At 55.8% G+C, this 22,319-nt stretch carries 18 protein-coding genes and 1 pseudogene; 3 read left to right on the forward strand and 16 right to left on the reverse strand.

Annotation, left to right across the window (positions count from 1 at the left end; genetic code table 11):
- The 16 genes and pseudogenes from HWQ14_RS01010 to leuO form a co-directional block, all read right to left on the reverse strand.
- A pseudogene (locus tag HWQ14_RS01010) lies at nucleotides 1-922 on the reverse strand (D-alanine--D-alanine ligase).
- Nucleotides 915-2,390 (reverse strand): UDP-N-acetylmuramate--L-alanine ligase, encoded by a 1,476-nt coding sequence (gene murC, locus HWQ14_RS01015; protein WP_176608706.1) that lies wholly within the window; start codon nucleotides 2,388-2,390, stop codon nucleotides 915-917. Before murC ends, HWQ14_RS01010 begins: the two are co-directional and overlap by 8 nt.
- Before the next feature lie 59 nt (nucleotides 2,391-2,449).
- Nucleotides 2,450-3,514 carry an undecaprenyldiphospho-muramoylpentapeptide beta-N-acetylglucosaminyltransferase gene (murG, locus tag HWQ14_RS01020; RefSeq protein ID WP_176608707.1) on the reverse strand — a complete coding sequence of 355 codons (1,065 nt, stop codon included), beginning with the start codon at nucleotides 3,512-3,514 and terminating at the stop codon, nucleotides 2,450-2,452.
- Nucleotides 3,511-4,755, reverse strand: a complete 1,245-nt coding sequence (gene ftsW, locus HWQ14_RS01025; RefSeq protein WP_148420077.1) for a cell division protein FtsW — start codon at nucleotides 4,753-4,755, stop codon at nucleotides 3,511-3,513. The genes murG and ftsW overlap by 4 nt, the downstream gene beginning before the upstream one ends.
- A complete protein-coding gene (gene murD / locus HWQ14_RS01030) occupies nucleotides 4,755-6,071 on the reverse strand; it encodes a UDP-N-acetylmuramoyl-L-alanine--D-glutamate ligase (RefSeq protein ID WP_148420076.1) in 1,317 nt (438 codons plus the stop codon). Before murD ends, ftsW begins: the two co-directional genes overlap by 1 nt.
- A gap of 2 nt (nucleotides 6,072-6,073) precedes the next feature.
- Nucleotides 6,074-7,156: a phospho-N-acetylmuramoyl-pentapeptide-transferase gene (gene mraY / locus HWQ14_RS01035; protein WP_003856353.1), complete on the reverse strand. Its 1,083-nt coding sequence runs from the start codon at nucleotides 7,154-7,156 to the stop codon at nucleotides 6,074-6,076.
- Complete coding sequence (murF, locus tag HWQ14_RS01040; RefSeq protein WP_176608708.1) at nucleotides 7,150-8,508, reverse strand: UDP-N-acetylmuramoyl-tripeptide--D-alanyl-D-alanine ligase; 1,359 nt, start codon at nucleotides 8,506-8,508, stop codon at nucleotides 7,150-7,152. The genes mraY and murF overlap by 7 nt, the downstream gene beginning before the upstream one ends.
- Complete coding sequence (gene murE / locus HWQ14_RS01045) at nucleotides 8,505-9,992, reverse strand: UDP-N-acetylmuramoyl-L-alanyl-D-glutamate--2,6-diaminopimelate ligase (RefSeq protein WP_148420074.1); 1,488 nt, start codon at nucleotides 9,990-9,992, stop codon at nucleotides 8,505-8,507. Before murE ends, murF begins: the two co-directional genes overlap by 4 nt.
- Nucleotides 9,979-11,745, reverse strand: a complete 1,767-nt coding sequence (locus HWQ14_RS01050) for a peptidoglycan glycosyltransferase FtsI (RefSeq protein ID WP_176608709.1) — start codon at nucleotides 11,743-11,745, stop codon at nucleotides 9,979-9,981. Before HWQ14_RS01050 ends, murE begins: the two co-directional genes overlap by 14 nt.
- 15 nt (nucleotides 11,746-11,760) lie before the next feature.
- Nucleotides 11,761-12,126, reverse strand: a complete 366-nt coding sequence (gene ftsL, locus HWQ14_RS01055; RefSeq protein ID WP_148385983.1) for a cell division protein FtsL — start codon at nucleotides 12,124-12,126, stop codon at nucleotides 11,761-11,763.
- Nucleotides 12,123-13,064, reverse strand: coding sequence for a 16S rRNA (cytosine(1402)-N(4))-methyltransferase RsmH (gene rsmH / locus HWQ14_RS01060; protein ID WP_013095568.1), 942 nt, complete (start codon nucleotides 13,062-13,064; stop codon nucleotides 12,123-12,125). Before rsmH ends, ftsL begins: the two co-directional genes overlap by 4 nt.
- Before the next feature lie 2 nt (nucleotides 13,065-13,066).
- Nucleotides 13,067-13,525: a division/cell wall cluster transcriptional repressor MraZ gene (mraZ, locus tag HWQ14_RS01065; RefSeq protein ID WP_014830641.1), complete on the reverse strand. Its 459-nt coding sequence runs from the start codon at nucleotides 13,523-13,525 to the stop codon at nucleotides 13,067-13,069.
- Nucleotides 13,526-14,116: 591 nt separating this feature from the next.
- Nucleotides 14,117-15,121 (reverse strand): catabolite repressor/activator, encoded by a 1,005-nt coding sequence (cra, locus tag HWQ14_RS01070; RefSeq protein WP_013095565.1) that lies wholly within the window; start codon nucleotides 15,119-15,121, stop codon nucleotides 14,117-14,119.
- A gap of 179 nt (nucleotides 15,122-15,300) precedes the next feature.
- Nucleotides 15,301-15,792 carry an acetolactate synthase small subunit gene (gene ilvN / locus HWQ14_RS01075; protein ID WP_003856371.1) on the reverse strand — a complete coding sequence of 164 codons (492 nt, stop codon included), beginning with the start codon at nucleotides 15,790-15,792 and terminating at the stop codon, nucleotides 15,301-15,303.
- Nucleotide 15,793: 1 nt separating this feature from the next.
- Nucleotides 15,794-17,518, reverse strand: coding sequence for an acetolactate synthase 3 large subunit (gene ilvI / locus HWQ14_RS01080; RefSeq protein ID WP_176608710.1), 1,725 nt, complete (start codon nucleotides 17,516-17,518; stop codon nucleotides 15,794-15,796).
- 377 nt (nucleotides 17,519-17,895) lie between these two features.
- Entirely contained in the window at nucleotides 17,896-18,840 is a 945-nt protein-coding gene (leuO, locus tag HWQ14_RS01085) for a transcriptional regulator LeuO (protein ID WP_176608711.1), read from the reverse strand.
- A gap of 638 nt (nucleotides 18,841-19,478) precedes the next feature.
- On the opposite strand from leuO, the gene leuL reads away from it, so the two are divergent.
- The 3 genes from leuL to leuB all read left to right on the forward strand — a co-directional run bounded on the left by leuL (nucleotide 19,479) and on the right by leuB (nucleotide 22,319).
- Complete coding sequence (gene leuL / locus HWQ14_RS23475; protein ID WP_176611136.1) at nucleotides 19,479-19,565, forward strand: leu operon leader peptide; 87 nt, start codon at nucleotides 19,479-19,481, stop codon at nucleotides 19,563-19,565.
- Nucleotides 19,566-19,656: 91 nt separating this feature from the next.
- Complete coding sequence (gene leuA / locus HWQ14_RS01095; protein WP_176608712.1) at nucleotides 19,657-21,228, forward strand: 2-isopropylmalate synthase; 1,572 nt, start codon at nucleotides 19,657-19,659, stop codon at nucleotides 21,226-21,228.
- The gene (leuB, locus tag HWQ14_RS01100; RefSeq protein WP_176608713.1) at nucleotides 21,228-22,319 is read left to right on the forward strand and encodes a 3-isopropylmalate dehydrogenase; all 1,092 of its coding nucleotides are present in this window, start codon (nucleotides 21,228-21,230) and stop codon (nucleotides 22,317-22,319) included. The genes leuA and leuB overlap by 1 nt, the downstream gene beginning before the upstream one ends.

The following is a 22,319-nucleotide window of genomic DNA, read 5'->3' on the forward strand; positions in this document are numbered from 1 at the left end:
TCAGCCCGCCTGGTCCAGTATACGTACGACTAATTGCGAGAAGCTCATTCCTGCCTGACGCGCCGCCATTGGCACAAGGCTATGGCTGGTCATGCCTGGAGAAGTATTTGCTTCCAGCAGATAAAATTGCCCGTCGCCGTCGAGCATCACGTCGATGCGCCCCCAGCCACGACACCCAAGAACATGCCATGCTTTAAGCACCAGAGACTGTAATTCGGCTTCACGTTCATCTTCAAGACCACTTGGGCAGAAATATTGCGTCTCATCAGAGAGATACTTCGCCTCATAATCATAGAAGACTCCGGCGGGTTGGATGCGAATTGACGGTAAAATTTCTTCGCCAAGCATCGCGACGGTAAATTCCGGTCCGCTGAGCCATTTTTCAATCAGAACTTCATCATCATGTTGAAATGCCAGCGCTAAAGCGTCCGCCAAATGTGCAGCTTTATCGACTTTAGACATCCCGACGCTTGACCCTTCGCGGCTCGGCTTAACAATAACCGGCAAGCCGAGCGCGGCAATGCGGGCATTAACGCTATCCGACAGGCCTGATTCATATTCACGACGCGTCAGCGCAACCCATGGCGCAACGGGCAGGCCCGCCCCCCTGCCACAGCAGTTTGCTGCGCAGTTTATCCATGGAGATAGCGGATGCCATTACGCCGCTGCCGGTGTAGGGCATGCCGATCAGATCCAGCAGCCCTTGCAGGGTACCGTCTTCGCCACCGCGACCGTGCAACGCGATAAAGGCTTTATCAAAGCCCATCGCTTTAAGCTGCGTGACGTCCACCTCTTTCGGATCGACCGGATACGCGTCTACGCCACCCTCACGCAGGCCCGCCAGCACGGCAGCCCCGGAATTGAGAGAAACGTCGCGCTCGGCGGACGTGCCGCCAAACAGGACAGCAATCTTATCAGCCATGACGCTCGTCCTCCTGAGTTTGCGGCTTCAGTTTGATTTCAGCTAAGGTACGGGCGATTTTGCCGATATTTCCCGCGCCCTGAATCAGGATCAAATCGTTACCCGTCAGGACCGGTGCCAGAATTTCAGCCACCTGAGCCGCGTCGGAAACCAGAATAGGGTCCACTTTACCGCGTGCGCGAATGGTACGGCACAAAGAACGGCTGTCCGCCCCCGGAATCGGCGTTTCGCCTGCGGCGTAAACGTCCAGCATCAGCAGCGTGTCGACCTGCGAAAGTACGTTCGCAAAATCATCATACAGATCGCGGGTACGCGTAAAGCGGTGTGGCTGGAAGATCATCACCAGATTCTTCTCCGGCCAGCCCGCGCGCGCCGCTTTGATGGTCGCGTCTACTTCGGTCGGATGATGGCCATAATCGTCCACCAGCATCGCCGTGCCCGTTTTACCGTTCACCGGCTCCAGTGGGAATTCACCGAGGAAGTCGAAACGACGGCCGGTGCCCTGGAAGCTTTCCAGCGCGCGCAGAATAGCGTCGTCGTCAATGCCTTCTTCCGTCGCCACCGCTACCGCCGCCGCCGCGTTCAGGGCGTTGTGACGCCCCGGAGCGTTCAGGGTGACGTGCAGCAGCTCTTTATCCTGACGCGCCAGGGTGAAATGCCCCTGCGCACCAATCTGTTTGTAATCTTCTACCCGTACGTCAGCGTCTTCACTGAAACCATAGGTGGTGATTTGACGCCCGACGCGCGGCAGCAGCTCGCGGATCACCGGATCGTCCACGCACATCACCGCACGGCCGTAAAACGGCAGGTTGTGCAGGAAATTAATAAAGGTCTGCTTTAAGTTCTCGAAGTCGCCCTGGTAGGTATCCATATGGTCAGCTTCGATATTGGTGACGATCGCCACCATCGGCTGCAGGTGCAGGAACGACGCGTCGCTCTCATCCGCTTCCGCAATCAGATATCGGCTGTGGCCCAGGCGCGCATGCACGCCGGCGGCTTTTACCAGACCACCGTTGACGAACGTCGGATCGAGACCCGCTTCCGCATAAATGCTGGACACCATCGCTGTCGTGGTGGTTTTACCGTGCGTGCCGGCAACCGCAATGCCGTGACGGAAGCGCATCAGCTCCGCCAGCATTTCCGCGCGGCGGATCACCGGAATGCGCGCTTCGTGCGCGGCAACGATTTCCGGGTTATCAGAAGAGATGGCGCTCGACACCACAACCACGCTGGCATCGCGCACGTTTTCCGGGCGATGGTTGAAATAGATAGTCGCCCCAAGCGACGCCAGCTGCTGCGTAACAGGGTTTGGCGCCAGATCTGACCCGCTGATCTGATAACCTTCGTTAGCTAACACTTCGGCAATACCGCCCATGCCAGCACCACCGATGCCGACAAAGTGAATGTGCCGGACGCGACGCATCTCGGGCACGATAGAACGCAGTTTTGCCAGTTGTTGTGTATTCATTCTCTAAACGCCATCGACTACTTCAAAAAAATCGTGCAGCGCAACACGCGCTGCGAGAATTATGCCCGGGCTGCCAGGCTCACTTCTTTTGCCACCCGCTCGGTTGCATCCGGGATGGCGGTCGCGCGTGCGCGTTGCGCCATCTCCAGCAATACGTCCCGATTCCAGCCCGCCAGGGTGGTGGCGACCGCCTCGGCGGTAAAATGTGGCTGCTCAAAAATCTTCGCGGCGCCCGCTTTCTCAAGCGGCAGCGCATTCCAGTACTGCTGTCTGTCTTTGTGCTGGAACGGCACGAACAGTGCAGGCAAACCGGCGGCGGCGATTTCGCTCACCGTCAGCGCGCCCGAGCGGCAGACCACGACATCGGCCCACGCATAGGCTGCGGCCATGTCGTCAATAAATTCAGTGACTTTATGCTGCGGCTGCCCTTCCTGCGCATACGCCTGCTCAACGGTCTGCTGAGCGCCCTTCCCGCTCTGGTGCCAGATGGTAACGGCCTCACCCAGCTTTGCGGCAACCTGCGGCATCGTCTGATTTAAGATACGAGCCCCCTGGGATCCGCCCACTACCAGCACGCGAACCGGACCATCACGCCCCGTCATGCGGCTCTCCGGCAGCGGCAGCGACAGCACGTCGACGCGCACCGGGTTACCCACAACGTCCGCGTTGGGGAAAGCACCCGGAAATGCCTGCATCACTTTGGTGGCAATTTTTGCCAGCCATTTGTTGGTCAAACCGGCGATGCCGTTCTGCTCATGCAGAACAACGGGAATACCCAGTGACCACGCCGCCAGCCCGCCGGGGCCGGAAACGTAACCGCCCATGCCCAGAACGACGTCTGGCCTGAAGCGTTTCATGATGGCGCGCGCCTGACGCCAGGCGTTAAAAATGCGCACCGGCGCCAACACCAGCGCTTTGATACCTTTGCCGCGCAGGCCGGAAATGCGAATAAAGTCGATCTCGATACCGTGTTTTGGCACCAGGTCGGCTTCCATGCGGTCCGCGGTTCCCAGCCAGCGTACCTGCCAGCCCTGATCCATTAAATGGTGCGCAACCGCCAGCCCCGGGAATACATGCCCACCGGTACCGCCTGCCATCACCATTAACCGCTTCGGTTGATTCATCGTGAACCTCGTGTAAACGCCTGGGCTTTTTCCAGACGCGTCTCATAATCTATGCGTAACAAAAACATGATGGCCGTCGACATGATCAGCAGACTCGAACCACCATAACTGATCAACGGCAGCGTCAGGCCCTTGGTCGGCAGCATACCCGCTGCGGCCCCAACGTTGACCAGCGCCTGGAAGCTAAACCAGATACCAATTGAGCAGGCCAGGAAACCGGAGAAGCGGTGATCGATCTCCAGCGCTTTCCGGCCAATGGACATGGCGCGGAAAGCGACGAAGAATACCATTAATAGCGCCAATACCACACCGATATAACCCAGTTCTTCCCCAATAATGGAGAAGATGAAGTCGGTATGTGCCTCGGGTAAATACTCGAGTTTTTGCACCGAGTTACCCAGGCCCTGTCCCCAGACTTCGCCACGGCCAAACGCCATCAGCGACTGCGTCAGCTGATAGCCGCTGCCGAACGGATCTTCCCACGGGTTCCAGAAGGAGGTCACGCGGCGGATACGGTATGGCTCGGCGAGGATCAGCAGCACAACCGCGGAAATCCCCATCCCGATAATGGCGATGAACTGCCACAGCTTCGCCCCCGCCAGGAACAGCATCGCCAGCGTAGTGACAAACAGCACCACCACCGTACCAAGGTCAGGCTGCGCCAGCAGCAAAATTGCCAGCACCAGAATCACGCCCATCGGTTTTAAGAAGCCGCGCAGGTTGTTACGAACCTCGTCAACTTTACGCACCAGGTAGTTAGCGAGGTAGCAGAACAGGGAAAGCTTGGTAAATTCCGCAGGCTGAATGCGCAGCGGACCGAAGGCGATCCAGCGCGATGCCCCGTTAACGGAACTCCCGACAACCAGAACGATCAGCAGCATGACGATCGACGCAATGAGCATCGCGGTACTGTACCGCTGCCAGAACGACATCGGCAGACGTAAGGTGATCATCGCCAGGCAGAACGCAAGAATGATGTACAGCCCGTCGCGCTTGGCAAACAGGAACGGATCGTTAGCCAGACGCTGCCCGACGGGCATTGACGCCGAGGTCACCATGACAAAACCGATGGCCGCCAGCCCCAGCGTAAGCCAGAACAGCGTGCGGTCGTACATGATCAGGCTGTCGGAATCTTTATCCCGCGAAGCCATCACCCAGCCCTTAAGCGCCGCAAACAGCCATACCAGGATACCAAATCCCGGCAGGCGCGGCATTTTCAGGCGAGGGAGAGATAAACGCATCAGCCTAACTCCTTCGCCAGGCGGGTAAAGAGATCGCCCCGCTGTTCGAAATTCTTAAACTGATCGAGGCTGGCGCAGGCAGGCGAGAGCAGCACCATATCGCCGGGCTTCACGCGCGGGGCAATGAGGCGCATCGCCTGCTCCATGGTCTCGGTTTGCTCGGCAACCTCAGGACGCAGCGCAGCAAGCTCGCCACCATCGCGGCCAAAGCAGTACAGGCGCACGTTATCGCCATTGAGATACTGCTTCAGCGAGGAAAAGTCGGCCGATTTGCCGTCACCGCCCAGCAGCAGGTGCAGCGTGCCGTCAACGTGAAGTCCGTTCAGCGCCGCTTCGGTACTGCCCACGTTGGTAGCCTTGGAATCGTTAATCCAGCGCACGCCGTTGTGCTCCAGCGCCAGCTGGAATCGGTGCGCCAGGCCGGTAAAGGTGGTCAGCGCTTTCAGGCTTGAAGAACGCGGCAGCCCAACGGCATCCGCCAGCGCCAGCGCCGCCAGAGCATTGGTGTAGTTATGCTGGCCAGAGAGCAGCATCTCCTTCACGTTCAACACCTTCTCGCCTTTAACCCGCAGCCAGGTTTCACCCTGCTGGCGGTTCAGGTGGTAATCGCCCATGTTAATGCCAAAGCTGATGCAGCGATCGTCAGCGCCGCGCACCGGCATGGTGAGCGCATCATCAGCGTTCACCACGCAGACGCTGGCGTTTTCATAAACCCGCAGCTTGGCCGCGCGATACTGCTGCAAGCCAAACGGATATCGGTCCATATGATCTTCGGTAACGTTGAGGATCGTCGCCGCCGCGGCATGTAGGCTGGAGGTGGTTTCCAGCTGGAAGCTGGAAAGCTCCAGCACGTACAGCTCGCACCCTTTATCCAGCAGCATCAGGGCAGGCAGCCCGATGTTACCGCCCACGCCAACGTTTTTGCCCGCCGCTTTCGCCATTTCCCCCACCAGGGTGGTGACGGTGCTTTTACCGTTCGACCCGGTAATCGCCACGATCGGCGCCTGCGCTTCCCGGCAAAACAGTTCGATATCGCCAACAATCTCGACGCCAGCCTCTGCCGCAGCGCTCAGAGAAGGATGCGCCAGCGCCATACCGGGGCTGGCAACAATCAAATCGGCGGCCAGCAGCCAGTCATCATTCAGACCACCCAGGTGGCGTTCAACCTGCTCAGGCAGCTTGTCCAGACCCGGCGGAGAGACGCGCGTATCCACCACGCGCGGCGTCACGCCGCGCGCAAGGAAAAAGTCCACGCAGGAGAGGCCGGTGAGGCCTAACCCGATGATAACGACTTTTTTGCCCTGGTAATCTGCCATGATTAACGTACCTTCAGCGTTGCCAGGCCAATCAGCACCAGCATCAGCGAAATAATCCAGAAGCGCACAATAACGCGCGGCTCCGGCCAGCCTTTCAGTTCATAGTGATGGTGAATCGGCGCCATTCGGAAGATGCGCTGTCCGCGCAGCTTGAAGGAACCGACCTGCAAAATCACTGACAGGGTCTCAACCACAAACACGCCACCCATGATCACCAGCAGGAACTCCTGACGCAGCAGCACGGCAATAATGCCCAGCGCGCCACCCAGCGCCAGCGAGCCGACGTCGCCCATAAAGACCTGCGCCGGATAGGTGTTAAACCACAGGAAGCCCAGACCCGCGCCGACAATCGCCGTACAGACGATCACCAGCTCACCCGCGTGACGCAGATAAGGAATGTGCAGGTAGTTAGCAAAGTTCATGTTACCGGTCGCCCACGCCACCAGCGCGAATCCACCCGCGACAAAGACGGTTGGCATGATGGCCAGGCCGTCAAGACCATCCGTCAGGTTAACGGCGTTACCGGTGCCGACAATGACAAAATAGGCCAGCAGGATGTAGAACAGCCCCAGCTGCGGCATCACGTCCTTGAAGAACGGCACCACCAGCTCGGTGGCTGGCGTATCTTTTCCTGCCAGATACAGCGCGAAGGCCACGCCCAGCGCAATCACCGACATCCAGAAATACTTCCAGCGGGCAATCAGGCCCTTCGTATCTTTACGCACGACCTTGCGATAATCATCGACAAAACCGATGATCCCGTAGCCAACCAGAACCGTCAGTACGCACCAGACGTACGGGTTAGACGGATAAGCCCACAGGAGTACGGACACCACGATTGCCGTCAGGATCATGATCCCACCCATCGTCGGCGTTCCGCGCTTGCTGAAATGTGATTCCGGACCGTCGTTGCGTACAACCTGGCCGAAAGAGAGTTTTTGCAGACGGGCGATCATGCGCGGGCCCATCCACAGTGAGATGAACAGCGCGGTCAGCAGGCTGACGATGGCGCGAAACGTCAGGTAGGAAAAGACGTTAAAGCCTGAATAATATTTGACCAAATGTTCGGCCAGCCAAACTAACATGTCCCGTTCTCCTGTAAAGCGTGCACAACCTCTTCCATGGCGGCACTACGTGAACCTTTAACTAACACAGTCACAATCTGTTTTTCTGCAAGCAATGCCCTGAGGCGTTCGATCAGTGCAGTTTTATCGGCAAAATGTTCGCCAACTTCACTGGCATCAGAGATGGCCTTGCTCAGCGTGCCCGCGCTCAATACGCGGTCAAGCCCTGCTGCTTTCGCCGCTTCGCCAACCTGAACATGGCAGGCTTCGCTTTCATCACCCAGCTCGGCCATATCGCCCACAACCATCACCCGATAGCCCGGCATCTCTGAAAGCACCTGCACGGCCGCGGTCATCGAGCCGACGTTGGCGTTGTACGAGTCGTCCAGCAGCAGCTTGTTTTCCGCCAGCGGGATTGGGAACAAACGCCCCGGCACGGCCTTCAGGTTCGCAAGCCCGTTTTTAATGGCATCGTGCTGCGCACCAACCGCCATTGAGAGCGCCGCCGCGGCAAGCGCATTGGCGATGTTATGGCGACCCGGCAACGGCAGCAGCACGTCAATGCCGCCCGTTGGGGTAACGAGGGTGAACTCGGTGCCACGTGACGTCACGTGAATATTGGTCGCCGTAAAATCGCTGTTTGCCGCATTCGGTGAGAAGCGCCAGGTTTTGCGTGAACCAATGATGCTCTGCCAGTTCAGCCAGTCGTTGTTATCGGCATTCATAATGGCGATGCCGTCATCCGGCAGGCCGGTATAGATCTCGCCTTTCGCTTTCGCCACGCCTTCCAGCGAGCCGAAACCTTCGAGGTGTGCGGCCGCCAGGTTATTCACCAGAGCCGCTTCCGGGCGAGTCAGGCTCACGGTCCAGGCGATTTCGCCCTGATGGTTTGCCCCTAACTCAATCACCGCATATTCATGCTCGTTGGTCAGGCGGAGTAAGGTCATCGGCACGCCGATGTCGTTATTGAGGTTGCCCGCCGTATAGAGAGTGTTACCGCACTGGCTAAGGATCGCCGCCGTCATCTCTTTAACGGAGGTTTTGCCCGATGAGCCGGTGAGCGCCACTACGCGGGTCGGCACCTGCTGGCGAACCCATGCTGCCAGTTCGCCGAACGCCAGGCGCGTATCTTTAACGACAACCTGCGGCAGATCGATATCAAGCTTGCGGCTGACCAGCAGCGCGCCCGCGCCGTTCTCTTTGGCCTGCTGCGCAAAATCGTGGGCGTCAAAACGCTCGCCCTTCAGCGCCACAAACAGGCAGCCCGCCGTCACTTTACGTGTATCCGTGGTCACGGCGTCAACGGTCAGATCGTTACCATGCAGCGCCCCCTGCAATACCGCAGCGGCCTGGCTTAACGTAATGCTAATCATGCCACTACCCCCAGCAGACGCGCTGCCGTCACGCGGTCGGAATAATCCAGACGACGATTGCCTACTATCTGATAATCTTCATGACCTTTACCCGCCAGCAGCACTACATCGTTTTCCTGCGCCTGCATAATGGCGTTAGTCACGGCTTCCGCACGGCCTTCCACCACGCGAGCGCGGCCTGCATCCAGCATTCCCGCCAGTATGTCGTTGATAATGGCACGAGGCTCTTCGGTGCGCGGGTTGTCATCGGTCACGACCGGAATATCCGCAAACTGCTCGGCAATCGCGCCCATCAGCGGACGTTTGCCCTTATCGCGATCGCCGCCGCAGCCAAACACGCACCAGAGCTTCCCGGCGCAGTGCAGACGCGCCGCTTCCAGCGCTTTTTCCAGCGCATCCGGCGTGTGGGCATAATCCACCACCACCGTCGGCTTGCCCGGCGCGCTGAACACTTCCATACGGCCACAGACCGGCTGCAGGCGCTCAGCGGTTTTCAGCAGATCCGCCATTGGGTAACCCAGCGCCAGCAGCGTCGCCAGCGCCAGCAGCAGGTTGCTGACGTTAAAAGCGCCCATAAGACGACTTTCAATTTCACCTTCGCCCCAGGTGGAAGCAAAGCGAATCGTCGCGCCGCGGTCGTGGTAGTTCACCTCGACCGCCTTCAGCCAGCGGCCATGGCAGTTCGGGTTAATGCGCTCTTCCATCGACACCGCCACCGCATCCGGCAGCTTTTCCAGCCAGCGGCGACCAACTTCGTCATCGGCGTTGATGATCGCCTGTCCGTGGTGGTGTGTGGAATAAAGCAGCCATTTCGCCGCTTCGTAGTGCTCCATATCACCGTGATAATCGAGGTGATCGCGGCTCAGGTTAGTGAATACGGAGGCAGCAAACTTCAGGGCCGCCACGCGATGCTGTACCAGACCATGGGAAGATACTTCCATCGCCGCAAAGGTCGCCCCCTGCTCTGCAAGGCCCGCCAGCACGTGCTGCACGTCAACCGCAGAGCCGGTGGTATTTTCCGTTGGGCTTACCTTGCCCAGCAGACCATTACCTACGGTACCCATCACGGCTCCGGTTTCACCCAGTAGCTGCGCCCACTGCGCCATCAGCTGAGTGGTGGTGGTTTTCCCGTTTGTCCCGGTTACGCCAACCAGCCGTAGCTGGTCGGAAGGTTCGTTGTAAAAACGCCCTGCCAGCGCGGAGAGACGCTCGTTCAACTGGCTGAGATAGATGACCGGTACGCCGTGCATTTCACGGATCTCACCGTCTGTTGCCTCATCTTTAGCCTCAGCAATAATGGCAGCAACACCTTGCGCAATCGCCTGCGGGATATAACGACGCCCGTCCGCCTGATGACCAACCACCGCGACAAAAAGATCCCCAGCAGCCGCTACGCGGCTGTCCAGTACCATCTCTCGCAGTGCTCGCGCAGGTAGCATAGGCACCCACGGAGCAAGAAGGTCGCGCAAATTACGATCTGCCACCTGTTCCCTCGCCTTGATTAATTACAAATTCACTTTTTTCGCCCGTCGCCAGCGCATCTGGTTCAATGTTCATGGTGCGCAATACGCCGCCCATGATAGCCCCGAACACAGGCGCGGAAACGGCGCCGCCGTAGTATTTACCCGCCTGTGGATCGTTGATAACGACCACCAGCGCAAAACGCGGATTGCTTGCAGGCGCAACGCCCGCGGTATAGGCAATGTATTTGTTGATATAGCGGCCATCCGGCCCCACTTTCTTCGCTGTACCGGTTTTAATGGCGATACGATAGCCTTTAATCGCCGCCTTCACGCCGCCACCGCCCGGCAGCGCGACGCTTTCCATCATATGCACGACGGTACGAACGATAGATTCCGGGAAAATACGCTCGCCAGGAACCGGTGGATCAACTTTGGTAATCGACAGCGGGCGATAAATGCCATAGCTGCCGATCGTTGCGTAGACTCGCGCTAACTGTAACGGGGTTACCATTAGCCCGTAGCCGAAAGAGAAGGTGGCCCTCTCTATGTCAGACCACCGTTGTTTTTGAGGATATAAGCCACTGCGTTCTCCGACCAACCCCAAATTGGTCGCCTTTCCCAGCCCAAAACGTGAGTAAGTTTCTACTAACGCTGAGGACGGCATCGCTAACGCCAGCTTTGAAACACCGACGTTACTCGACTTCTGTAAGACCCCGGTCAGGGTCAGTTCGCTGTAACGGGCCACGTCTTTGATTTCATGGCCGTTAATGCGGTAAGGAATCGTATTCAGAACGGTACTTTCATTGACGATGCCGCGCTGAAGCGCAGTCATCACCACCATAGGTTTTACCGTGGAGCCGGGTTCAAACACGTCGGTGATCGCCCGGTTACGCATCGCGTCTTTTGCGGTGCCGGTAAAGTTGTTCGGGTTATAGGAAGGGCTGTTGGCCATCGCCAGCACTTCGCCGGTACTGACATCCACCAGCACGGCGCTGCCGGATTCCGCCTTGTTAAAGGCCACGGCGTTGTTCAGCTCGCGGTAAACCAGCGCCTGCAGGCGCTCGTCGATACTCAGGGCCAGGTTGTGCGCGGCCTGGCTGTCAGTAGAAGAGATATCTTCAATGACGCGACCATAGCGATCTTTACGTACAATGCGCTCGCCGGGCTGGCCTGTTAGCCACTTGTCGAAGCTTTTCTCAACGCCTTCAATCCCCTGACTATCCACGTTGGTAAAGCCGATGAGGTGAGCGGTTACTTCGCCGGAAGGATAGTAACGGCGTGATTCCTCACGAAGATGAATTCCCGGCAGCTTCAGTTTTTTAATGTAGTCGGCCATGTCAGGGTTGACCTGACGCGCCAGATAGATAAAGCGCCCTTTCGGGTTGGCGTTAACGCGCGAAGCCAGCTGATCCAGCGGCATTTTCAACGCGTCTGAGAGCGCCTTCCAGCGGTTATCAAGGGTGATCCCGCCTGCATCGTGCAGCTCTTTCGGATCGGCCCAGATCGCCTTCACCGGCACGCTCACCGCCAGCGGACGGCCAGAACGATCGGTGATCATCCCGCGGGAGGTAGAAACTTCCTGTACGCGCAGTGAACGCATATCCCCCTGGCGCACCAGCATGTCAGGGGCGATGATTTGTAGCCACGCCACGCGACCCAGCAGAAAACCCAGCGCCAGTAAAATGCAGCCGCAAAGCAACGCAAAACGCCAACTGACAAAGTTGGCCTGTTCTTCCTGGCGTTTTGGTTTTAGCGTTTTTGCCGCTGCTTTCATGCGTCGCGTTTTCCCTTATTTTTGTACTACGATATTTTCCTGCGAAGGATCAACATGCTGTAACTGCAGTTTTTCCGTTGCGATCCGTTCAACCCGGCTGTGATCGCCGAGCGCGTTCTCTTCAAGGATCAGGTTTCGCCATTCAATATCCAGCGCATCGCGTTCCAGTACCATCTGTTCACGCTGCGCAGTTAATAAACGGGTATGGTGAGCGGTCGTAACCACCATGACTGCCGTCACAATGATGCAAATGAACAGGCAGAGTGGCAGCTTCCCAAACCGCAAAAGATCGTCGCCGATCACGCCAGGCAAGGCATGGCGCTCGTTGCTTCCTAACGATCCCTTAACTTTGCTTAGGGTCTCTGTCACTCTGCCGATCATGCGTTCGTCCTCTCTGCAATACGCAGCACTGAACTACGGGCACGTGGATTCTCTGCCACCTCTTCTTCGCCCGGCATCAACTTGCCTAATGCTCGCAGCTGACGGCCACCCAGCTTCCTGAGCTGTTCTTCCGTCATCGGCAGCCCCGCCGGAACCTGAGGACCGCGGCTCTGTTCACGCATGAAGCGTTTCACAATGCGGTCTTCCAGCGAATGGAAGCTGATGATGGATAACCGCCCACCCGGGGCCAGCACGTCGAGCGAGCTTTTTAGCGCCAGCTCTATTTCCTCCAGTTCACTGTTTACCCAGATACGAACCGCCTGGAAGGTGCGGGTCGCGGGATGTTTGTGCTTATCCTTCACCGGCGTTGCCGCCGCGATCACTTCAGCCAGCTCTTTGGTGCGGGTCATTGGCTCAATGCGGTTGCGCTCAACGATGGCGCGGGCAATACGTTTGCCGAAGCGCTCTTCACCGAAGGTTTTGATCACCCAGGCGATATCCGCTTCGTCAGCAGTTTGTAACCACTCAGCGGCAGACTGGCCGCGTGTCGGATCCATGCGCATATCCAGCGGGCCATCGCGCATAAAGGAGAAGCCGCGTTCAGCATCATCAAGCTGTGGTGAAGAGACGCCGAGATCGAGCAGAATCCCGTCGATCTTGCCGGTCAGGCCGCGCTCAGCAACGTAATCCGCGAGCGCAGAAAAAGGTCCATGCACGATGGAAAAGCGAGGGTCATCGATGGTTTGCGCAACGGCAATTGCCTGCGGGTCGCGGTCAATTGCCAGCAGGCGTCCTTCCGCTCCAAGCTGAGAGAGGATTAAACGCGAGTGACCACCGCGACCAAAAGTGCCATCAATATAGATGCCGTCCGGACGAATATTCAGGCCGTTAACGGCCTCATCCAGCAGCACCGTTGTATGTTTATAATTTTCCATCATATTTATAGAGACAAGTCCTGCAGCCGTTCCGATAATGTTGCGGAATCAGACTGCTCAGCGTCGATATCTTCCTTGACCTGTTGATACCAGGTCGTTTCGTCCCACAGTTCAAACTTGTTGAACTGCCCGACCAGCATCACTTCTTTGGTCAGACCGGCATGTTGCCGCAGCACGGGCGCAATCAGTAATCGCCCTGCGCTATCCATCTGACACTCACTGGCATGTCCCAATAACAGTCGCTGCACGCGACGTTCCTGCGGGTTCATGCTCGACAGTCGCGACAGCTTTTGCTCAATGATTTCCCATTCAGGCAAAGGGTAAAGCAGCAGGCAGGGGGAGTTGATGTCAATGGTGCAAACCAGTTGACCCGAAGCGTTCTCAATCAGCTGGTCGCGGTATCGGGTTGGTACCGATAAACGCCCTTTGCTGTCGAGATTGACTAACGTTGCTCCACGGAACATACCAGCCTCACCCCTCCTCACCACTTTAACCCACAAATTCCCACCTGAAGGAGTTTACGGAGCGAGGGAAAAGCTTGTCAAGCCAGGACTCTCTCTATACGAACCCGAAAGTACCGTATTTACAGAGGCCGAGTGACCTGGTTAATAACTACACAACTGGCGAGGCAAAATTAACGTTATGAATATTTGTAAGAAAAAAACCGAATATGCACACGAGCGTTAAGACTCACTCAATATCATCGCAGGGAAATATAAAGTGTCAGTTTGCGACGCGGGCAGCATTTTAAGGCATATTGACCGGGGATAACAGCACCAGATTAACCGCAAGGCGATATGGATTCGTTCGCGAGCATTGCGGCCTGAAGGGGGGATCAAAAACGGCTGAATATTCATCGTCCGGCGCCTGTTTGTAACAAAACAATACAAAGATAAGCCGGTTAAAATTTATAAATGCTCTTTTTAAGGCCGAAATAGAGGCAAAAAAAATAGCAGCCTATGAATCGTAGAGATAAATCCTAATTTTTATCCGGGAATTATTTTCGCAATAACCGCGCAGCAAAAGGGGCAGTTTTCACCGCCCCTGAGGAAATATTAATGGCGGCTTAAAATTCCGCGCCGGTAGAGATTACGTTTGATACGGGTAAGCCCTGGTTTCGGCTTACGGGGTTCATCAAGGCTTGCCAGAACGATCTCCAGCACCCGCTCGGCGACATCGCGGTGACGTTGGGCCACGGCCAGCACCGGACACTGCAGGAAATCGAGCAGTTCGTTATCGCCGAAGGTTGCAATCGCCAGGTCGGATGGCAGCTTGCCGTCACGACGTAACGTAACGTCCATCACCCCCTGCAACAGAGCAAACGAGGTGGTAAACAACGCCTGCGGCATCGGGTGCGTTTCCAGCCACTTCTCGAACAGCTGAGCTGCCGCTTCGCGCTCATAGCTGTTGGCATACAGATAATGAACCTCACGCGGATCGTCTTTCCAGGCGGTACGGAAGCCCTGCTCGCGCAGGAAGCTTACGGAAAGTTCAGGTAACGCACCGAGATAGAGCACCGTTTCAGCCGGGAAGGTTCGTAACTCGGCGGCGAGCATTTCAGCATCATCCTGATCGGCACCCACTACGCTTGTGAAGTGTTCACGGTCGAGCGCCCGGTCCAGCGCCACTATCGGGAACGGATCGTTCGCCCAGCGCTGGTAGAAAGGATGCTCCGGCGGTAGGGAGGTCGAGACGATAATGGCATCAACCTGACGTTGCAGCAGATGCTCAATGCAGCGCATCTCGTTGTCGGGCTGATCCTCAGAGCAGGCGATCAGCAGCTGATAGCCGCGCTGGCGAGCCTGACGTTCCAGATAGTTGGCGATGCGGGTATAGCTGGTATTCTCCAGATCCGGGATCACCAGGCCGATAGAGCGGGTGCGCCCGGCACGTAAACCTGCGGCGACAGCATTGGGATGGTAATTATGCTCACGCACGACTGCCATCACTTTTTCAACGGTCTTATCGCTGACGCGGTACTGCTTTGCTTTACCGTTAATCACATAGCTGGCCGTGGTTCTCGACACGCCGGCGAGCCGGGCGATTTCATCCAGTTTCACAATTGCCCCTCAAAAAAAGAAAAGAGTCCATGGCCCTGTCAAGGTTATGGTTAAATCTTTTAACATCTAAACGCAGAATAGCCTTCACGGCAACCGCTTTTGTCTGCGTTATCGGCGGATTACGCAAAAAAAAGCCCGGCGTTAACGACCGGGCTGAAAGAGGCGAACCTTTTGCGCAACTAACGCATGATTTTATCGCCGCGCGACAGGCCAACCACGCCAGAGCGCGCAACTTCAACAATCTTTGCCACATCCCGGACTGACGCCAGGAACGCGTCCAGCTTATCGCTCGTACCCGCAAGCTGAACGGTATATATAGAAGGGGTGACGTCAATAATCTGCCCGCGGAAGATATCCGTGTTGCGTTTGACCTCTTCCCGGCCGTAACCGCTGGCCTGAATTTTCACCAGCATAACTTCACGTTCAACGTAAGCGCCCTGCCCCAACTCGCTGACGCGCAACACATCCACCAGCTTGTGCAGCTGCTTTTCGATCTGCTCAAGCACTTTCGCATCGCCCACGGTCTGGATGGTCATCCGGGAGAGCGTAGGGTCATCGGTCGGAGCGACGGTCAGGCTTTCAATGTTATAGCCGCGCTGGGCAAAAAGGCCAATAACGCGCGACAGTGCGCCCGACTCATTTTCCAGTAATACAGATAATATCCGGCGCATATCAGGTTCTCTCCGTTTTGCTTAACCACATTTCATCCATGCCGCCGCCGCGAATATGCATCGGATAAACGTGTTCCGTGCCGTCAACGATAACGTCCATGAAAACGAGGCGATTATTTTTAACGTGCGCAAGCGCTTCGGCGAGCTTTGCTTCCAGCTCTGACGGTTCCGTTACCCGCATGCCAACGTGGCCGTAGGCTTCAGCCAGACGCACGAAGTCCGGAAGCGACTTCATATAAGACTGAGAGTGGCGGCCGGAATAAATCATATCCTGCCACTGCTTCACCATGCCGAGATAGCCGTTATTCAGGTTCAGCACCAGCACCGGCAGCTCATATTGCAGCGCGGTAGAAAGCTCCTGAATATTCATCTGAATACTGCCGTCCCCCGTAACGCAAATTACCGTTTCGTTCGGCAGAGCCAGCTTCACTCCCAGCGCAGCGGGCAGGCCAAAGCCCATCGTGCCCAACCCGCCTGAGTTGATCCAGCGACGCGGTTTATCAAACGGGTAATACAGCGCAGCAAACATCTGGTGCTGGCCCACGTCTGAGGTCACATAGGCATCGCCGTTGGTCAGACGCCAGATCGTTTCGATCACCGCCTGCGGCTTAATGCTCTCACTTTGGGTGTCGTAGTTCAGGCGCTGACGGCTACGCCACTGCTCAATCTGCTGCCACCAGTCGCGTATCTCATCCAGCGGTTGGGTCGCGGTCTCTTGCGCCAGAAGATCAAGCATCTGATCCAGTACCTGCCGGGCATCCCCCACGATCGGCACATCCGCCGGTACCGTTTTGGAGATAGACGTAGGATCGATATCAATGTGCAGCACCGTCGCGTTCGGACAGTATTTCGCCAGGTTATTGGTGGTGCGATCGTCAAAACGCACCCCGACGGCAAAAATCACATCAGAATTGTGCATCGTCATGTTGGCTTCGTAGGTGCCGTGCATGCCCAGCATGCCCAGCGCCTGACGGTGGGTAGCCGGAAATGCCCCCAGCCCCATCAGCGATGACGCCACAGGGAGATTAAGCTTCTCAATCAGGTCGCGTAGCTGCGTTTCACAGGCGGCATTAACGGCGCCGCCCCCGACGTAGACCACGGGTTTTTTCGCTGCCAACAGCGTTTGCAGCGCGCGCTTAATCTGGCCCTTGTGCCCTTGCGTCGTCGGATTGTAAGAGCGCATGCTGACCGACTCCGGCCACAGGTACGGCAGCTTATTGGCCGGGTTGAGAATGTCTTTCGGCAGATCGACCACTACCGGCCCGGGACGACCGCTGGCGGCCAGCCAGAAGGCTTTTTTCAGTACCCCAGGAATGTCTTCAGTCTGCTTCACCAGGAAGCTGTGCTTCACGACCGGGCGTGAAATCCCCACCATGTCGCACTCCTGAAATGCATCGTAGCCAATCAGCGACGTCGCAACCTGTCCGGAGAGAATGACCAGCGGAATGGAGTCCATATAGGCAGTCGCAATGCCGGTAATGGCATTCGTCGCCCCCGGGCCGGAAGTGACCAGCACCACCCCAACTTCACCCGTGGCGCGCGCCAGGCCGTCAGCCATGTGCACGGCAGCCTGTTCATGACGCACCAGAACATGATCAATCCCGCCCACCGTGTGCAGTGCGTCATAAATATCAAGAACCGCACCTCCGGGGTAGCCGAACACCTGCTTCACGCCCTGATCGATAAGCGATCGGACGACCATTTCCGCGCCAGACAACATCTCCATGCTTCGCCTCCAGGCTTTTGTTATAGACGGTTGCAGAATTCAATTTCCGCGCCGTCTTCTGACAGGGTAATCCCGTCTTATAATTTGCAGAGTGATTGATACCTTAACCGCTCGTTATGAGGCAGGCAATTAGCAAGCGAGAAGCGAAAAAAGAGGTTAAAAGCAGAAAAAACAGCTGCCTGGCACAAATATGGTGAATTCAACTGAAATGAAGGAAGGTGGTGATTATTCATTTTTCAAAAAGGGGATGAATCAGGAAATCATCTATTTTTGAGCCTTCTTGAACTTCTGAAAAAAATGACATCAGAACAAAATAGCGTAAGCGTGAAAAACAACAGAATAAACCGCACATCCTCTTGCGGTTTATTCTCGCAGGGTTATCGACGACAGATATTAATCAGCAGCTCTTCCATCCACTGGTGTCCCTTATCCCGGCCCGCGGCTTCGTGCCATGAAAGGTAACAGGTACGGCTATTAAGCTTAAGCGGCAAAGGGAGAATTTGCAGGCTCAGCGATTCAGAGAACTCTTCCGCAAGCCAGCGCGGGGCAATCGCGACCAGCTGCGTTTGCGAGACGACGTTTAATACGCTTACCATCGCCATTCCCTGATAGGCCACGCTCGCCTGCTTATCGGCCGTGTCATACCACGGCTGACTAAATGAGGCATATCTGTCGAGGGCAACAACGGCATGCTGTTCGCTGTAAACATCACTTTCACGCAGCGGTGAATTCATGCGTGGATGTTTTTTACTGGCAACCAGCACCATTTCATCTTTGAACAAAGGAACGCAGGAAAATTCAGGACGTCGAAACTCCTCATACCCCAGAACGAACTCCGTTTCCTGATAACGAAGCTGATGTTCGGTGTTTTGATTTAATGATGATTTAAAAACGAGATGAATATTTGGCGCAATTTCTTCAACTTTATTATATATAACAGACGTCAAATAATTGTCTAACGGGCTGCACACGCAAAGGTGGAAGACACGCTCGCTGCTCAGCGGTTCAAAGCCCGATCCCGGCAGCTCATTTTGGACCAACTGTAGCGCCTGGCGGATAGAACCGAATAGCTGGAAGGCACGCGCGGTGGGCTGAATCCCTCTTCCGTAACGCACAAATAACTCGTCGTTAAACATCACTTTAAGACGGGCTACGGCATTACTGACGGCAGGTTGAGACATCCCCAGAGATTGTGCTGCTCGCGTAATATTCTGTTCCTGCATAACTGCATCAAAAACAGTCAACAGGTTAAGATCCACCGTGCGTAACTGAGGCTTAACCCCATCATAAGACTGAGGTTGGTTAATATTATTTTCTGGCATTTCTGACTCCACTGTCACGCTAAATTCCCTTTGCCAAAGTACAGTAATAACTTCGAAAAATATGATTTACCATGCAGATACAACAAGCGAAAGAGAATTGTTTAAAATTCGGAAAATATAAAGAGTCTCCCGACAAAAGATGAGATTGTGCATCCCATTAATGAAGAGATAAAAAATGGATCAAATGATATCTAAAACTTTAGTGCAGGCATGAAAACATAAACCAGACAAATAAACAATCACCTGCCTCGTTAATAATGACTTAAGCATTATTAAACTATTAATACAAGGCGCCCTTATTTTGTTAACAAATTTCTATCATTATCGTTAACCTAAATACGCGAAACCCATTCACTAAACTTATAAATCAATGAAAGTAAACACATTTCATTTCACATCATCCCGGCATAAACAATATGTTTAATTGCTACCAATTATATTCAAATTATTCCAGAGATGAATCTCTAGTCCAATAATAGACAATTAAATCGGCCTTCCGTGTAAAAACCAGCACAATTAGCTAATGTGTTGCCGAGGCTCAGGCACGCCGTTTGGACCGATTTTACTGGCAGGGGTTGACATGGATCGCCGTATCCAGTACCACTAAAAGCATATCGCATTTACCTGGAGCACGATTCATGATTCGCACCCTTCGTTTCACCGGTCTACTACTACTAAACGCATTCACTGTGCGCGGTAGACTGGCGGGCGAAACTCAGCGTTGAATCGTCACCAGTAACACTAAAAACCCGCGCCACTGCGCGGGTTTTTTTATGCTCGTAGCAAGGCGCCCTAAGACTGACAAGGACCAAACCCATGAGCCAGCAAGTCGTTATTTTCGATACTACCTTACGTGACGGTGAACAGGCATTACAGGCGAGCCTGAGCGTTAAAGAAAAATTGCAGATTGCGCTGGCCCTCGAACGTATGGGCGTGGACGTGATGGAGGTGGGTTTTCCCGTCTCTTCGCCGGGAGATTTTGAGTCAGTACAGACCATCGCCCGCACCATCAAGAACAGCCGCGTGTGCGGCCTGGCACGCTGCGTAGAGAAAGATATCGACGTGGCCGCGGAATCGCTGAAGGTCGCTGAAGCTTTCCGTATCCATACGTTTATCGCCACCTCCCCCATGCACATTGCGACCAAGTTACGCAGTACGCTGGATGACGTGATTGAACGTGCGGTGTACATGGTCAAGCGCGCGCGCAACTACACCGATGACGTCGAATTCTCCTGTGAAGATGCTGGCCGTACGCCGATTGAAGATCTGGCGCGCGTGGTGGAAGCCGCCATTAACGCAGGTGCCACAACTATCAACATCCCGGACACCGTCGGCTACACCATGCCGTTTGAGTTCTCCAGGATCATTACCGGCCTGTATGACCGCGTACCGAATATCGATAAAGCCATCATCTCCGTTCATACCCATGATGATTTGGGCCTGGCGGTAGGCAATGCCATCGCCGCCGTTCACGCCGGTGCGCGCCAGGTTGAAGGTGCGATGAACGGTATCGGCGAGCGCGCGGGCAACTGCTCGCTGGAAGAAGTGATCATGGCGATTAAAGTGCGCAAGGACATCATGAACGTGCACACCCGCATTAATCACCACGAAATCTGGCGCACCAGCCAGACCGTCAGCCAGATTTGTAATATGCCGATTCCGGCTAACAAGGCGATTGTCGGCACCGGCGCATTCGCGCACTCGTCCGGCATTCACCAGGACGGCGTGCTGAAGAACCGTGAAAACTACGAAATCATGACCCCGGAATCCATCGGCCTGAACCAGGTCCAGCTGAATCTGACCTCACGCTCTGGCCGTGCGGCGGTGAAACACCGAATGGAAGAGATGGGCTATCAGGAAAGCGACTACAACATGGATCAGCTGTACGACGCGTTCCTGAAGCTGGCCGACAAGAAAGGCCAGGTCTTCGATTACGACCTGGAGGCGCTGGCGTTCATCAACAAACAGCAGGAAGAGCCAGAGCACTTCCGCCTGGATTACTTCACCGTGCAGTCAGGCTCCAGCGATATCGCAACCGCCTCAGTCAAGCTTGCCTGCGGCGATGAAGTTAAAGCGGAAGCGGCCAACGGTAACGGCCCTGTGGACGCCATCTATCAGGCGATTAACCGTGTTACCGAGTACGACGTTGAGCTGGTGAAATACGACCTGACGGCTAAAGGGCACGGTAAAGACGCCCTGGGCCAGGTTGATATCGTCGTCAACTACAGCGGCCGCCGCTTCCACGGCGTGGGTCTGGCAACGGATATCGTCGAATCCTCCGCGAAAGCGATGGTGCATGTCCTGAACAACATCTGGCGCGCCGCTGAAGTGGAAAAAGAGTTGCAACGAAAAGCTCAGAATAAAGAGAACAACAAGGAAACCGTGTGATGTCGAAGAATTACCATATTGCTGTGTTGCCGGGTGACGGTATTGGCCCGGAAGTGATGGCACAGGCGCTGAAAGTTCTGGAAGCCGTTCGTTCGCGTTTTGCGATGAAAATCACCACCAGCCACTACGACGTGGGCGGTATTGCGATTGATAACCACGGTACGCCGCTGCCAAAAGCGACCGTGGAGGGCTGCGAGAATGCCGATGCCGTGCTGTTTGGCTCCGTGGGCGGGCCCAAGTGGGAACACCTTCCGCCGGCAGAACAGCCGGAGCGCGGCGCGCTGCTGCCCCTGCGTAAACATTTTAAACTGTTCAGCAACCTGCGCCCGGCGAAGCTGTATCAGGGGCTGGAAGAGTTTTGCCCGCTGCGTGCGGACATCGCGGCCAACGGCTTCGACATTCTTTGCGTGCGTGAGCTGACGGGCGGCATCTATTTCGGCCAGCCTAAAGGTCGCGAAGGCAGCGGCCAGCATGAAAAAGCGTTTGATACCGAGGTCTATCACCGTTTCGAAATTGAACGTATCGCCCACATCGCTTTTGAATCTGCGCGCAAACGCCGCCGTAAAGTGACGTCCATCGATAAAGCGAACGTGCTCCAGTCGTCTATTTTGTGGCGCGAGATCGTCAGCGAAGTCGCGAAGCAGTACCCGGACGTCGAGGTATCGCACATGTACATCGACAACGCGACGATGCAGCTGATTAAGGATCCGTCTCAGTTTGACGTGCTGCTCTGCTCCAACCTGTTCGGCGATATTTTGTCTGACGAGTGCGCGATGATCACCGGCTCTATGGGCATGCTGCCGTCGGCCAGCCTGAATGACGAAGGCTTTGGCCTGTACGAACCGGCGGGCGGCTCCGCGCCGGATATCGCAGGTAAAAATATTGCCAACCCGATTGCGCAAATTTTGTCTCTGGCCCTGCTGCTGCGCTACAGCCTGGATGCAGGCGATGCAGCAGCCGCAATAGAAAACGCCATTAACCGTGCGTTAGAAGAAGGTGTCCGTACCGGTGATTTAGCACGCGGTGCGGCGGCAGTCAGTACTGATGAAATGGGCGACATCATTGCCCGCTATGTCGCTGAAGGGGTGTAA

Source organism: Enterobacter cloacae, assembly GCF_013375935.1.
In the GTDB taxonomy this organism is placed as follows: domain Bacteria; phylum Pseudomonadota; class Gammaproteobacteria; order Enterobacterales; family Enterobacteriaceae; genus Enterobacter; species Enterobacter pasteurii.